Raw genomic sequence first — 12,910 nt, forward strand, 5'->3', positions numbered from 1 at the left:
GGCTGCAAAGCAGCCCCAGTTGCATCACACCTTCTGGTACAGCTGGCTGCCGGTCTGACGGAAGCGCTCGGACTGCTCGCGCATGCCCTCCTCGACCGACATGTCGACCGCCTCGATACGCTGATTGGCAGCGTACTCGCGCACTTCCTGGGTGATCTTCATCGAGCAGAACTTCGGCCCGCACATCGAGCAGAAGTGAGCGACCTTGGCCGACTCCTTGGGCAGGGTCTCGTCGTGGTAGGCACGGGCGGTGTCCGGGTCCAGGCCAAGGTTGAACTGGTCCTGCCAGCGGAACTCGAAGCGCGCCTTGGACAGCGCGTTGTCGCGGATCTGCGCGCCGGGGTGGCCCTTGGCAAGGTCGGCGGCGTGGGCGGCGATCTTGTAGGTGATGATGCCGGTCTTGACGTCATCCTTGTTCGGCAGGCCGAGGTGTTCCTTGGGCGTGACATAGCAGAGCATGGCGCAGCCAAACCAGCCGATCATCGCCGCACCGATGCCCGAGGTGATGTGGTCGTAGCCCGGCGCGATGTCGGTGGTCAGCGGGCCGAGGGTGTAGAACGGCGCCTCGTCGCAGCATTCCAGCTGCTTGTCCATGTTCTCTTTGATCAACTGCATCGGCACATGGCCGGGACCTTCGATCATGCACTGCACGTCGTGCTTCCAGGCGATCTTGGTCAGTTCGCCCAGGGTCTCCAGCTCACCGAACTGGGCGGCGTCGTTGGCATCGGCAATCGAGCCCGGACGCAGGCCGTCGCCGAGCGAGAAGCTGACGTCGTAGGCCTTCATGATTTCGCAGATTTCATCGAAATGGGTGTAGAGGAAGTTCTCCTGGTGATGCGCCAGGCACCACTTGGCCATGATCGAACCACCACGGCTGACAATGCCGGTGACGCGCTTGGCGGTCAGCGGCACGTAGCGCAGGAGCACGCCGGCATGGATGGTGAAGTAGTCCACGCCCTGCTCGGCCTGCTCGATCAAAGTGTCGCGGAACAGCTCCCAGGTCAGGTCTTCGGCAACGCCGCCGACCTTTTCCAACGCTTGGTAAATCGGCACGGTGCCGATCGGCACCGGCGAGTTGCGGATGATCCACTCGCGGGTTTCATGGATGTGCTTGCCGGTGGAGAGGTCCATGACCGTGTCCGAACCCCAGCGGATGCCCCAGGTCAGCTTGGCCACTTCTTCTTCGATGGACGACCCCAGCGCGCTGTTGCCGATGTTGCCGTTGATCTTCACCAGGAAGTTACGGCCGATGATCATCGGTTCGAGTTCGGTGTGGTTGATGTTGGCCGGGATGATCGCGCGGCCACGGGCGATTTCGTCGCGAACGAACTCTGCGGTGATTTCCTTGGGCACGCTGGCGCCGAAGCTGTGGCCGGCGTGCTGCTGCTCAAGCAGGCCGGCAGCGCGGGCCTCTTGCAGCTTCATGTTTTCGCGGATGGCTACGTATTCCATCTCGGCAGTAATGATGCCCTGCCGCGCGTAGTGCATCTGCGTGACGTTGGCGCCGGCCTTGGCCCGGCGCGGATTGCGCACGTGGGCAAAGCGCAGCTTGGTCAGTTCGGCATCGCTCAGGCGCTGCTGGCCGAAGTTCGAGCTCAGGCCCTCCAGGCGTTCGGTGTCGCCCCGCGCGTCGATCCAGGCCGAGCGGACATCGCCCAGGCCCTTGCGCACATCGATGCTGACAGCAGGGTCGGTATACGGGCCCGAGGTGTCGTACACCAGCACCGGCGCATTGGCTTCGCCGCCAAAGTCGGTAGGGGTGTCATCCAGGCTGATTTCGCGCATGGGCACACGGATATCCGGGCGCGAACCCTGGACATACACTTTGCGCGAACGGGTGAAGGGTTGCACAGACTGCTGATCGACTTGCGCCGATTCGCTGAGGTTGATCGCTTTTTCTTGTTTGCTCATCACAGGCTCCAGACAGCTTCCTAGCGGCGGAATGTCGGGGAGAACCTGAATGACGCGGACACACCCTTGATGGGTGCAGTGCCGGATACCTGGAATGCCAATGCGCGGCTGCGCTGCTCGACAAATCCCGGACCTGACACAAGAGACTCGCCGGGAAAGCGAGAAATCTTGTTCCCTACGCAGGCGCTAACCTGATCAGGTTCAACGGGATCCGGAAACTTCCGATCTCAGCCTTTGCATCAAGGCACCCCGACAAGAACATGCGCAGTCTAGACTGGAGTTGCGCGCAAAGCCAAGGGTGCTTGCAGCGCGGCGATCAAAGGCGCCAATCAGCGATTGTTGCCGGCCGTGCACAGCCTTACACTGGCGCACCGATACTCAACGGTTCAGTAATTAAAACTCGTACAAGGATTGCCCTATGCTGCGCAAACTTTCACTGGCGGTTGCCGTGTCTTGTGCGTCCAACGGAGTGGTCTGGGCGGCTGACCTGCCCGCGCCGGTGAAGACCGACCTGATCAGCGTCTATCAGGAAGCGGCCAGCAACAACGCCGACCTTGCCGCTGCCCGCGCCGATTATGGCGCACGCCGCGAAATCGTGCCGCAGGCCCGCGCCGGGCTGCTGCCGAACCTGTCGGCGGGTGCCGAAATGATGAACACCCGCACCAAGCTCGACGAGCCGGCGATCACCTCCAATCGCAGCGGCAATTCGTGGAGCGCGACCCTGTCGCAGCCGATCTTCCGCGCCGATCGCTGGTTCCAGTTGCAAGCCGCCGAAGCGGTCAACGAGCAGGCGGCGCTGGAGCTGTCGGCCAACGAGCAGAACCTGATTCTGCAGACCGCCGAGAACTATTTCTCGGTACTGCGCGCACAAGACAATCTGGCCTCGACCAAAGCCGAGGAAGCCGCCCTCAAGCGCCAGCTGGATCAGTCCAACGAGCGCTTTGACGTCGGCCTGTCGGACAAGACCGACGTGCTCCAGTCGCAAGCCAGCTACGACACGGCGCGGGCCAACCGGATCATCGCCGAACGCCAGGTAGCAGATGCCTTCGAGGCATTGGTAACGCTGACCAACCGCGACTATGGCTCGTTGCAGGGCGTGGTCCACAGCCTGCCGATCCAGGTGCCGGTGCCCAACGATGCCAAGGCCTGGGTCGAGACCGCCGCACGGCAGAACCTCAACCTGCAGGCGACCAACTACGCTGTCGATGCCGCCGAAGAAACCTTGCGCCAGCGCAAGGCCGGGCATGCCCCGACGGTCGACGCGGTGGCGCGTTACCAGAAGGGTGACAACGATGCGCTGGGCTTCTCCAACCCGGCGTCGCAGCCCGGCGTGCGCTACGGCGGCGACGTCGAACAGACCAGCATCGGCCTGCAGTTGAACATCCCGCTGTACAGCGGCGGCCTGACCAGCTCGCAAGTGCGCGAGGCCTATCAGCGCTTGAGCCAGAGCGAGCAACAGCGCGAAAGCCTGCGCCGCCAGGTGGTGGAAAACACCCGCAACCTGCACCGCGCGGTGAATACCGATGTCGAACAGGTGCAGGCGCGCAAGCAGTCGATCATCTCCAACCAGAGTGCGCTGGAGGCGACCGAAATCGGTTATCAGGTCGGCACCCGCAACATCGTCGACGTGCTCGATGCGCAACGCCAGCTGTACACCTCGGTGCGTGACTACAACAACAGCCGCTACGACTACATTCTGGATAACCTGCGCCTGAAGCAGGCTGCCGGCACCCTGAGCCCGCAGGACCTATCCGACCTGGGCCGCTATCTGAAAGCCGATTACAACCCGGACAAGGACTTCCTGCCACCGGATCTGGCAGCAGCGGCGGCGAAGAACTTCGAACGCCGGCCCTGATCTGCGACTGCGGCGCCGGGCTCGCCCGGCGCCGCGATCTATCGCTAGCCCAGCAGCCGAGCCAGGCCATCCAGCAAGCGCTGCAACGCGCCCTGGTTGGCCTGCATCACCGCCCTGCCCGCTTCGCCCATGCGCTTGGCGTCCTGCGGCAACTCGACCAGCCGCTGCACGGCGGCGGCCAATGCCTGGCTGTCGTCAACTGAGTGCAACGCGCCGGCATCTTTCAGCATTGCGCTGATATCGAGGAAGTTGAACACGTGTGGGCCGCTGATCACCGGCAAGGCCAGCGCAGCCGGCTCCAGCGGGTTGTGGCCGCCTGTTGGCACCAGGCTGCCGCCGACGAAGGCGATGTCTGCCAGCGCGTAGAGGAACAGCAGCTCGCCCATGGTATCGCCGAGCAGCACCTGGGTTGCGTCGGTGACCAACTCGGCGCTGGAACGGCGCACGGTAGCGAACTGTTCGGCACACAACGCATGCACCGCGTTGAACCGCTCAGGATGACGCGGCACCAGAATCAGCAGCGCATCGGCATGCACCTGCAGCAGACGGCGGTGCGCCTCGAGTACCTGCGCATCCTCGCCTTCATGGGTGCTGGCTGCGATCCAGACCGGGCGTTGGCTGGCCTGCCATTGCTCGCGCAACTGGCGGGCACGGGGCAGCAGCTGTTCGTCAAGCTTGAGGTCAAACTTGATCGAGCCGGTCACCTGCACGCATTCAGGCCGCGCGCCGAGGCTACGAAAGCGCTCGGCTTCGGTTTCGGTCTGCGCCGCGATCAGGCTCATCTCGGCGAGCATTGGCCGGGTCAGTTTGGCGAAGCGGCCATAGCCGCGCGCCGACCGCGCCGACAAGCGCGCATTGGCCAGCGCCACCGGGATGCCGCGCCTGGCGCACTGGTGGATATGGTTGGGCCACAGCTCGGTTTCCATGATCACGCCCAGCCGCGGTCGCACCTGGTCGAGAAAACGCGCCGCCGCCCAGGGCAGGTCATACGGCAGGTAGCAATGCTGAATGCGTGGTTCATCGGCAAACAGCGCGCGAATCCGCTCCGAACCGGTAGGGGTCATGCAGGTTACAGTGATCGCCAGCTCGGGATAGGCCTTGAGCAATGCGCGCACCATCGGCGCCGCCGCGATGCTCTCGCCGACCGACACCGCATGCACCCAGATGCCGCCCTGATGCATCGGCGGCAGCTTGATGGCAAAGCGCTCGGCGACGCGTTGGCCGTAGGCCGGCGCCTTGCGCGCACGCAGGAACAGGCGCAGCGCTACCAGCGGCAGGCCCAGGTGAAACAGCAGGGTATAAAGGGTTCTGTTCATGGCGGCGCAGTTTACTAGGAACTGCCTGAAAAGGCCTGCCCATGTCCGCCCAAGCCATAAAAGCGGCGGACATAGTGTGAAAGCTGGCAAGCGGATCGCCTAGAATGGCCGCCAATCAATCGAGGAACGCAGCGTGAACGCATATGTTTATCTGGCCATCGCCATTTGCGCCGAGGTCGTCGCCACCGCTTCGATGAAGGCGGTCAAAGGCCTCAGTACGCCGCTACCGCTGTTGCTGATGATCGCCGGCTACACCGTGGCGTTCTGGATGCTGACCCTTGTGGTACGCAGCATTCCGGTAGGTATTGCCTACGCCATCTGGTCGGGGCTGGGCATCGTCCTGATCAGCATCGCCGCTTGGCTCATCTATGGGCAGAAACTGGACCTGCCGGCCGTGCTCGGCATGGCGATGATCGTCGGCGGCGTGGTAGTCATTCAGGTATTTTCCAACAGCAGCGGGCACTGACCGCTGCGTTGCGCGGTCAACGGCAAAGACATCAGCCTGTATACTGCTGGCCTGTCCCTGTCTTTGAGGTGCCCGCATGCCATCTGCCATTTCCACTGACGTACTGATCGTCGGCGCCGGGGTCGCAGGCCTCTGGCTCAATGCCCGGCTGCAGCGCCTGGGCTATTCGACGGTGCTGGTGGAACGCGCAAGCCTGGGCGGCGAGCAGACCATCAAGTCGCAGGGGATCATCCACGGCGGCATCAAGTACGCTCTGCACGGCAGCCTGACCGGCGCCTCCGAGGCGATCGCCGACATGCCGCGGCGCTGGCGCGAGGCGCTGGCCGGCAGCGGCGAGCTGAACCTGGACAAGGTGCGCTTGTTGTCCGATGCACATTACCTGTGGTCGCCGGGCGGCCTGCTTGGCAATGTCACCAGCTTTTTTGCCAGCAAGGCCATGCGCGGCCGGGTCGATCAGGTCAAGGGCGAACAACTGCCGCCGGCCCTGCAAGACCGCGCCTTCAAAGGCAAGGTCTATCGCCTCGCCGAGCTGGTCATCGACGTGCCCAGCCTGCTCGCCAACCTCGCTGCGCTGGCCGGTGACAGCTTGCTCGCCGGCGAGCAGATCGAGCCGTTGCGCGAAGGCGATGAACTGGTCGGCCTGCGTGTCGACGGGCGCGAGATTCACGCCCAGCGCATCGTGCTGAGCGCCGGTGGTGGCACCGCCGAGCTGCTTCAGGCCCTCGGCCTGGACCAACCGGCCATGCAGCGCCGACCGTTGCACATGGTTCTGGCCAAGGGCCCCAACCTCAAGCCTTTGTACGCGCACTGCCTCGGCGGTGGGCCCAAGCCGCGCATCACGGTCACCACTCATCCCGGCGCGGATGGCCAGTGGGTGTGGTACCTGGGTGGTGATTTGGCTGAAGCCGATGGCGTTGCCCGCGAGCCAGCGGCGCAGATCGCTGCCGCGCAGAAAGAAGTCGCCAGCCTGTTGCCATGGGTAGATCAAAGCCAGCTGCGCTGGGCCACCCTGCGGGTTGATCGAGCCGAGCCTGCGCAGTCTGGCCAGGTGCGGCCGGACAACGCCTTCCTCGCCGAAGAGCAGCGCCTGCTGGTCGGTTGGCCGACCAAACTGGCGCTGGCGCCGGACTTCGCCGATCACGTGCTGGCCAAGCTCGAACGCGATGGTATTCGCCCTCAAGCCAAGCCTGACTTGTCCGGCCTGCCCCGGCCTGCGCTCGGCGTACCGGCCTGGGAGCAACTGCTGCCATGAGCCTGCCCGATCTGCATGACCTGCACCGAGCGCTGGGCAGCACTGGCCTGATGGTTTCGCCGCTGGGCCTGGGCACGGTCAAGCTGGGCCGTGATCAGGGCGTCAAATACCCCACCGGGTTCACCATCCCAGGCGACGACGAGGCACGCATGCTGCTGGCCCAGGCGCGTGAACTGGGGATCAACCTGATCGATACCGCGCCGGCCTACGGTCGCAGTGAAGAGCGCCTCGGGCCGCTGCTGCGCGGTCAGCGTGACGAGTGGGTGATCGTCAGCAAGGTCGGTGAAGAGTTCAACGATGGCCAGTCGCACTTCGACTTCTCTGCCGCGCACACCCGGCGTTCGGTCGAACGTAGCCTCAAGCGTCTTGAAACGGATCGAATCGAGCTGGTGCTGGTCCATTCAGATGGTAATGACCTGGCGATCCTCGAGCAGGAAGAGGTCTACCAGACCCTCGCCGCGCTCAAGCAGGAAGGCAAGATTCTCGGTTTTGGCTTGTCTGGCAAGACCGCCGCAGGTGGGCTCAAGGCGTTGCAGGAGGGTGACTGTGCGATGGTTACCTACAACCTCAACGAGCAAACCGAACGCCCGGTACTGGACTACGCCGCCGAGCATGGCAAAGCCATTCTGGTGAAGAAGGCCCTGGCCAGCGGGCATGTCTGCCTGGCGCCGGGGGTGGATGCGGTGCAGGCCAGCTTCGAGCTGCTGTTTGCCCACCCAGGCGTGAGCAGTGCTATCGTCGGCACCATCAACCCGCTGCATCTGGCCCATAACGTGGCCACCGTTGCCCGTATCTTGAGGCAGCAATAGGGCCGCTGGCACGGCTACACAAGCGCAAGGAGGAGCCTCGTGGCACGTACGCTGATCCGCAAGAACCCGAGCAACTTCAAAACGCTGCCGCTGCATGTCGAAGCCACTGCCGAGGGCCTGAGTTATCAGACCATCGGCATGCCGCTGAACTTCGCCCAGACCCTGCAACGACGCAAGGCCGTGCAGGTGGCAGACAGCGAGCGCTTCGTGGTTGAGCTGGCCAACCTGGGCGTGTCGGTGCGGCTGACGCTGCAGTGGCAGAACCGCGAATACTGGGTGCTGGTGCGTCAGCGCCGGCAAGACCGTGGCGATGTGGTGCTCAAGCTGATTTCCGGCTATGTGCCGGCGCAGGAGCTGAACCTGCCGCTGCATACCGCGATTCAGGAGGTAGCCGAAGAGTGCCTGCTGGAGACGCCAGAGGGCTGGCTGGGCGGGCGCTTCAACGATACCTGGTTGCCCGCGCCCTACGCGGCGGCGCTGCATTATCGGGAGGCGTTGCCGTTTGTGCTCACCTCACAGGCGACGGCGGCGCGGCCGGTGCAGTCGGGCAACCTGGTGTTGATCGAACAGCCGCGGGCCTATGTGCATTTGCCTACAGCGTCGTTGCAGCTGATCTATGACTTGCGCTTGCAGGTGCCGCGGGAGGCCAAGTCGCTGAGTCTGTTTCATGTGGATGAGCGGCTGGAAGGGGATCAACTGGTGGCGCGGCTTAATCGCAAGCGGCCTGATCTGTACTTGATGCCGTTGGTGGATGGGCGGCCTACGGCTGAGCTGTTCACGCTGAAGAAGGATACCTTGGTGCCGGCCAGTACCCGTGGGATCTGGCTGGCCGAGAGTTTTGCCCGGCAGGAAGGCTGGGTGGTGCGTGACGAGCGAGTGCGCTGGAAGGATTGGCTGCGCCAGCAGGGGCTGGTGGAGCCTAGGCCGGCTTCGCGGTTGCAGCGGCTGACGGGCAAGGCGCGGGCTCTGCTGGCTCGGGCGCGGACTTCGCTGCATAAATAGTTACGCGGACTGCTCTTTGTAGGAGCGGCCTTGTGTCGCGAGAGGCCCGCAAAGCGGGCCCAGCAATGTCGGCGGCGGAGCTGAAATTTGGGGGGCGCTTCGCACCCCCTTCGCGACACAAGGCCGCTCCTACAGGGGATCGGGGCATGCCGAGAATGAAAAGGGCCGCTAAGCGGCCCTTTTTCAGTTCTTGCGGATCTTTTCCACTATTGCAGTGGTTGAGCTGTTTTCCACAAGGCCGAGCACTTTCACCGTCCCGCCGTAGCTGGTAACGATGTCGGCGCCGACCACTTGATCGATGCCGTAGTCGCCACCTTTGACCAGCACATCAGGCTTGACCTGACTGAGCAGGTTTTCTGGAGTGCCTTCCGGGAAGCTGATGACCCAGTCGACGGCGCCCAAGCCTGCGAGTACTGCCATGCGCCGGTCGACGCTATTGATCGGCCGGCCGGGACCTTTCAGGCGGCTGACCGAGGCGTCGTCGTTGACGGCGACGATCAGGCGATCACCTTGGGCGCGGGCTTGCTCCAGGTAGGTCACGTGGCCGGCATGAAGGATGTCGAAACAGCCGTTGGTGAACACGATCGACTCGTTGTGCGCGCGCGCATCGTCGATCGCCAGCAACAACTGTTCGATGGTCAACACGCCGCGCTCCGAACCTTCTTCGCGCTGAATCGCACGGCGCAGTTCAGGGGCGCTGATCGCCGCGGTACCGAGCTTGCCGACCACGATGCCGGCGGCAAGGTTGGCCAGGGCCACGGCATGGGGCAGGTCTTCGCCAGCAGCGATAGCGGCGGCCAGGGTCGAGATGACCGTGTCGCCGGCACCGGTGACGTCGAACACTTCACGGGCCCGGGCCGGCAGGTGCAGCGCCGGGTGGTCGGCGCGCAGCAGGGTCATGCCATGTTCGCCACGGGTCACCAGCAATGCACCCAGGTCCAGCTCCTGCATCAATTGCAGGCCTTTGCCGACCAGGTCGGCTTCATCGACGCAGCGGCCGACAATGGCTTCGAACTCGCTCAGGTTGGGCGTGATCAGGCTCGCGCCGCGGTAGATCGAGAAGTCCTTGCCCTTGGGGTCGGCCAATACCGGAATACCGCGGGCACGCGCCGCCTGGACCAGGCTCTGGTGGTTTTTCAGGGCGCCCTTGCCGTAGTCGGACAGGACCAACACCTTGACCCCATCCAGCAGCTTTTCAACCTCTACACCCAATGACAGCGGGTCGGTGGCGAACGGTTCTTCGAAGTCGATGCGCAGCAGTTGCTGATGACGGCTCATGACCCGCAGCTTGACGATGGTCGGCTGGTGGGCAATGCGCTGGAAGATCGAGCGTACGCCCGCAGCCTGCAAGCTGTTGCTCAGGCTCTCGGCCGCTTCGTCCTGGCCGGTCACACCGACCAGCGAGGCCGGCGCGCCCAGGGCGGCAATGTTCAAGGCCACGTTGGCCGCGCCGCCGGGACGGTCTTCGATCTGTTCGACCTTGACCACAGGCACCGGCGCCTCCGGGGAAATACGTGAAGTACCACCATGCCAGTAGCGGTCGAGCATGACATCGCCGACCACCAACACCGGGGCTTGATCGAAACTCGGCATGGACAACTTCATGGGCAACCCATATGGAAAAATTAACAGGGGCAGGATATTAGCACAGGCCAGACGATGGCTTTAGCGCCAAGCTGGCCTGGACAATTCCGGTGACAATCGGGGCCGGATCGGCCCCGCAACAGCCGACTCAGGTGATATCGACTTTCTCTGGCTGATCAAGGCCCATCGCGTGCAGGCGGGCATAATGGCCATTAGCCTCAAGCAGTTCGGCGTGAGTACCGCGCTCGACCAGACGGCCTTGGTCCATGACCAGGATCATGTCGGCCTTTTCGATGGTCGACAAGCGGTGGGCGATGACCAGCGTGGTGCGACCTTGCATAACGTGATCCAGCGCGGCCTGGATGTGCCGCTCCGACTCGGTATCGAGCGCCGAAGTGGCCTCGTCGAGAATCAGCAGCGGGGCGTTTTTCAGCAAGGCCCGGGCAATCGCCAGGCGCTGGCGCTGGCCGCCGGACAACAGCACACCGTTCTCGCCGACTTCGGTGTCGAAGCCCTTGGGCAACTGATCAACGAATTCCTTGGCGTAGGCGTCGGCGGCGGCAGCCTCGATGGCCTCGCGCGGCGCACCAGCCAGATCGCCGTAGGCAATGTTGTTGGCGACGGTATCGTTGAACAGGGTGACGTGCTGGGTGACCTGCGAGACATGCCGGCGCAGGTTGCGCAACTTGTACTCTTCGATCTCCACGCCATCGAGCAGAATCTGCCCTTCATTGTGGTGATAGAAGCGCGGGATCAGCGCTGCCAGGGTCGACTTGCCACTGCCGGAGCGACCAACCAGGGCGATCATCTGCCCAGGCTCTGCGGTGAAGCTGATGTCGTTCAGCACCTGGCGCTCGGTACCGGGGTAGGTGAAGCTCAGGTTGCGCACCACCAGACGACCCTCGACGCGGTCCTTTTCAACCGTGCCAGCGTCCACTTCGGCAGGCTCGTCGAGCTGCTCGAAGATACTCTCGGCACCGGCCAGGCCTTTCTGGATGGTCGAGCTGACTTCCGAAAGCTGACGAATCGGCTTGGGCAGCAGGCCAGCGGCAGTAATGTAGGCCACCAGATCGCCGGCCGAAGCGTCGCCGCGCAGGAACAGCACGAGGAACATCAGCGACGCCATGGCGGTGTAGATCACCAATTGCAGCGCCGGCGTGTACAGCGCGCCAGTCTTGGTCATGCGCAGCTGTTTGTCGGTGTTGCTCTGGCTGGCCGCGTTGAAACGGCGCTGCTCGTAGGCTTCGCCGCCGAAGCTGCGCACCACACGGTAGCCTTGGATGGTCTCGGAGGCGACATGGGTCACATCCCCCATCGCGACCTGGATCTTCTTGCTCTGCTTGCGGAATTTCTTGCTGGCAGTACTGACCATCACCGCGATGATCGGCAGGATCGCCAACATCACCAGGGTCAGTTTCCAATTCATCCACAGCAGGTAGGCGAACAGGAACACCACCGTCAGGCCTTCACGGATCACCACCTTGATTGCATCGGTGGCAGCACCGGTGACCATGGTCACGTTGAAGGTGATGCGCGAGATCAGGTGGCCCGAGTTGTGGCTGTCGAAATAGCGGTTGGGCAGCACCAGCAGCTTGTTGAACAGCTCGACGCGCAGGTCGTGGACCAGGCCCAGCGAGACCTTGGCCAGAAAGTAGTTACCCAGAAACGAACCAAGGCCCTGCCAGGCGGCGATCAGAATGATCAGCAGCGGCACTGCCTGCAGCAGTTTCAGGTCGCGCAGGTACGGCACGGAGGGGAACAGCACGGCTTGAGAATCGCTCAGGCCGTCGACGAAATACTTGAGGATGCCGGCCAGCATGGGCTGGGTCGAAGCAAAGATCACGAAGCCGAGGATGCTGAGCATGAAGATGCCGAGATAGGGCTTCACATAGCTGAGCAGGCGGAAATAGATCTTCAGGCTCGAGGGCGCGGACGATTCGGGAACTGTCATGACAATCCGTCGGGTGAAAAAGAGTCGGGATTATACCACACGCGGTGTTGCCGACCGCCTGCTGCAGGTAAGATAGGCGGCTGCCCTGCCCTTGGCCACACTCTGGAGACTTGATGCAAGCGCTTGAACAGGCACGTTATCTCGCACTGCGCGAAGGCGCCACTGTGCTCGAAGCCGACGGCACCGGCGACAAGGTCCTGCGCCTGGCCGATGGCAGCATGCTCAAACTGTTTCGTCGCAAGCGCCTGCTCAGCTCTGCTGCGTGGTATCCGTATGCGCAGCGCTTTGCCGACAACTGTCGGCACCTGCAGGAGCGGCAGATTCCGTGCCCAGTGGTGAAGGCGGTATACCGTATTGGCGCAATCGAGCGCGATGCCGTGCACTATGCGCCACTGCCTGGGCAGACCTTGCGTCAGGTGCTTGAAGAGCCTGCCGATCACGACCAACTGCGTGCGCAGCTGGGCCGGTTCATTGCGATTCTGCACGAGCGCGGGGTGTACTTCCGCTCGGCGCACATGGGCAATGTGGTGCTCACGCCTGAGGGTGAGCTGGGCTTGATCGACATCGCCGACCTGCGCATCTTCCGCCGGCCGCTGCGCAAATCGCAGCGGCTGCGCAATTTCAAGCACATGCTGCGCTATCCTCAGGATCGCCAGTGGCTACTCGACGCCGGCGACTGCAGCTTTGTCGACGGCTATCTGGCCGCTCAGCAGCTGTGCAGTCGCGAAGAGCTGACCAGGGTTCTGGCCTGAAACCGCGCAAAC

General features: G+C 63.4%; 10 protein-coding genes and 1 riboswitch. Of the genes, 6 read left to right on the top strand and 4 right to left on the bottom strand.

Annotated elements, in window-relative coordinates; translation table 11 throughout:
* Nucleotides 1-24 precede the first annotated feature (24 nt).
* Complete coding sequence (gene thiC, locus M2396_RS09580; protein ID WP_101315857.1) at nucleotides 25-1,911, bottom strand: phosphomethylpyrimidine synthase ThiC; 1,887 nt, start codon at nucleotides 1,909-1,911, stop codon at nucleotides 25-27.
* Nucleotides 1,912-2,066: 155 nt separating this feature from the next.
* Nucleotides 2,067-2,173: riboswitch (TPP riboswitch) on the bottom strand.
* A gap of 156 nt (nucleotides 2,174-2,329) precedes the next feature.
* On the opposite strand from thiC, the gene M2396_RS09585 reads away from it, so the two are divergent.
* Nucleotides 2,330-3,766: a TolC family outer membrane protein gene (locus M2396_RS09585; RefSeq protein WP_259074438.1), complete on the top strand. Its 1,437-nt coding sequence runs from the start codon at nucleotides 2,330-2,332 to the stop codon at nucleotides 3,764-3,766.
* A 44-nt stretch (nucleotides 3,767-3,810) separates the two neighbouring features.
* On the opposite strand, the gene waaA is transcribed toward M2396_RS09585, so the two are convergent.
* Entirely contained in the window at nucleotides 3,811-5,082 is a 1,272-nt protein-coding gene (gene waaA / locus M2396_RS09590) for a lipid IV(A) 3-deoxy-D-manno-octulosonic acid transferase (protein WP_259074439.1), read from the bottom strand.
* A 133-nt stretch (nucleotides 5,083-5,215) separates the two neighbouring features.
* On the opposite strand from waaA, the gene M2396_RS09595 reads away from it, so the two are divergent.
* The 4 genes from M2396_RS09595 (at nucleotide 5,216) to M2396_RS09610 (ending at nucleotide 8,611) form a co-directional block, all read left to right on the top strand.
* Nucleotides 5,216-5,548, top strand: a complete 333-nt coding sequence (locus M2396_RS09595) for a multidrug efflux SMR transporter (RefSeq protein WP_103435831.1) — start codon at nucleotides 5,216-5,218, stop codon at nucleotides 5,546-5,548.
* A 76-nt stretch (nucleotides 5,549-5,624) separates the two neighbouring features.
* Complete coding sequence (locus tag M2396_RS09600; protein ID WP_259074441.1) at nucleotides 5,625-6,800, top strand: FAD-dependent oxidoreductase; 1,176 nt, start codon at nucleotides 5,625-5,627, stop codon at nucleotides 6,798-6,800.
* A complete protein-coding gene (locus tag M2396_RS09605) occupies nucleotides 6,797-7,609 on the top strand; it encodes an aldo/keto reductase (RefSeq protein WP_101315847.1) in 813 nt (270 codons plus the stop codon). Before M2396_RS09600 ends, M2396_RS09605 begins: the two co-directional genes overlap by 4 nt.
* 39 nt (nucleotides 7,610-7,648) lie before the next feature.
* Entirely contained in the window at nucleotides 7,649-8,611 is a 963-nt protein-coding gene (locus M2396_RS09610) for a metal ABC transporter ATPase (RefSeq protein ID WP_101315845.1), read from the top strand.
* Between the two features lie 183 nt (nucleotides 8,612-8,794).
* On the opposite strand, the gene hldE is transcribed toward M2396_RS09610, so the two are convergent.
* Both hldE and msbA read right to left on the bottom strand, forming a co-directional pair.
* Complete coding sequence (hldE, locus tag M2396_RS09615; RefSeq protein ID WP_101315843.1) at nucleotides 8,795-10,216, bottom strand: bifunctional D-glycero-beta-D-manno-heptose-7-phosphate kinase/D-glycero-beta-D-manno-heptose 1-phosphate adenylyltransferase HldE; 1,422 nt, start codon at nucleotides 10,214-10,216, stop codon at nucleotides 8,795-8,797.
* A 127-nt stretch (nucleotides 10,217-10,343) separates the two neighbouring features.
* Nucleotides 10,344-12,146 carry a lipid A export permease/ATP-binding protein MsbA gene (gene msbA, locus M2396_RS09620; RefSeq protein WP_103435826.1) on the bottom strand — a complete coding sequence of 601 codons (1,803 nt, stop codon included), beginning with the start codon at nucleotides 12,144-12,146 and terminating at the stop codon, nucleotides 10,344-10,346.
* Nucleotides 12,147-12,259: 113 nt separating this feature from the next.
* Here msbA and M2396_RS09625 point away from each other — a divergent pair, with 113 nt between their 5' ends.
* A complete protein-coding gene (locus M2396_RS09625; RefSeq protein ID WP_150571099.1) occupies nucleotides 12,260-12,898 on the top strand; it encodes a toluene tolerance protein in 639 nt (212 codons plus the stop codon).
* The last annotated feature ends 12 nt before the right edge of the window (nucleotides 12,899-12,910 follow it).

The sequence above is a fragment of the Pseudomonas sp. BIGb0278 genome, assembly GCF_024809895.1.
Taxonomy (GTDB): Bacteria; Pseudomonadota; Gammaproteobacteria; order Pseudomonadales; family Pseudomonadaceae; genus Aquipseudomonas; species Aquipseudomonas shirazensis.

Coding starts and splice junctions, on each gene's coding strand:
- thiC (WP_101315857.1), bottom strand. CDS start 1,911: ATGAGCAAACAAGAAAAAGCGATCAACCTCAGCGAATCGGCGCAAGTC.
- M2396_RS09585 (WP_259074438.1), top strand. CDS start 2,330: ATGCTGCGCAAACTTTCACTGGCGGTTGCCGTGTCTTGTGCGTCCAAC.
- waaA (WP_259074439.1), bottom strand. CDS start 5,082: ATGAACAGAACCCTTTATACCCTGCTGTTTCACCTGGGCCTGCCGCTG.
- M2396_RS09600 (WP_259074441.1), top strand. CDS start 5,625: ATGCCATCTGCCATTTCCACTGACGTACTGATCGTCGGCGCCGGGGTC.
- M2396_RS09605 (WP_101315847.1), top strand. CDS start 6,797: ATGAGCCTGCCCGATCTGCATGACCTGCACCGAGCGCTGGGCAGCACT.
- hldE (WP_101315843.1), bottom strand. CDS start 10,216: ATGAAGTTGTCCATGCCGAGTTTCGATCAAGCCCCGGTGTTGGTGGTC.
- msbA (WP_103435826.1), bottom strand. CDS start 12,146: ATGACAGTTCCCGAATCGTCCGCGCCCTCGAGCCTGAAGATCTATTTC.
- M2396_RS09625 (WP_150571099.1), top strand. CDS start 12,260: ATGCAAGCGCTTGAACAGGCACGTTATCTCGCACTGCGCGAAGGCGCC.